At 70.6% G+C, this 765-nt stretch carries 1 protein-coding gene; it reads right to left on the bottom strand.

The genetic code is table 11. The features are described from left to right. Window positions 1-765, bottom strand: a 765-nt coding sequence (locus tag ABFY07_RS42725) for a beta-ketoacyl synthase N-terminal-like domain-containing protein (protein WP_346179618.1), incomplete at both ends; no start/stop codon positions are given.

Here is a 765-nt window from a genome sequence, read left to right as displayed (position 1 = left end):
CGAACGACGACACCCCCGCCCGCCGGGGCCGCTCCACCTCCGGCCACGCCCTGTGCTCCGTCAACAGCGACACCGCACCCGCCGACCAGTCCACCTCCCCCGACGGCCGCTCAACATGCAACGTACGTGGCAACTCACCCCGCCCCAGCGCCATCACCATCTTGATGACACCGGCCACACCAGCCGCCGCTTGGGCGTGCCCCATGTTCGACTTCAACGAGCCCAGCCACAGCGGCCGGTCCTCCGTGTGCTCCCGCCCATACGTGGCCAACAGCGCCTGCGCCTCGATCGGATCGCCCAACCGCGTGCCTGTGCCATGCGCTTCGACGACGTCGACCTCGGCGGCCGAGATCCCGGCGCTCGCCAGCGCCTCCCGGATGAGGCGCTCCTGGGCCAGGCCATTGGGGGCGGTGAGCCTGCTGCTGGCGCCGTCCTGGTTGATCGCGGAGCCGCGTAGGACGGCCAGAACCGGGTGGCCGTTGAGCCGCGCGTCCGACAACCGCTCCAGGGCCAGCAGCCCCACGCCCTCGGCCCACCCCGTGCCGTCAGCGTCCGCCGAGAACGCCTTGCACCGACCGTCCGGCGCCAGACCACGCTGCCGCGAGAACTCCACAAACGTCTGCGGCGTGGACATCACGGTCACCCCGCCCGCCAGCGCGAGCGAACACTCACCCGACCGCAACGACTGAGCCGCCAGATGAAGCGAAACCAACGACGACGAACACGCCGTGTCCACCGTCACCGCAGGACCCTCAAAACCGAACG

This window comes from Streptomyces sparsogenes subsp. cuspidosporus (genome assembly GCF_039532705.1).
GTDB classification, from domain to species: Bacteria; Actinomycetota; Actinomycetes; order Streptomycetales; family Streptomycetaceae; genus Streptomyces; species Streptomyces sparsogenes.
This window is presented reverse-complemented; position numbering and strand designations above follow the sequence as displayed.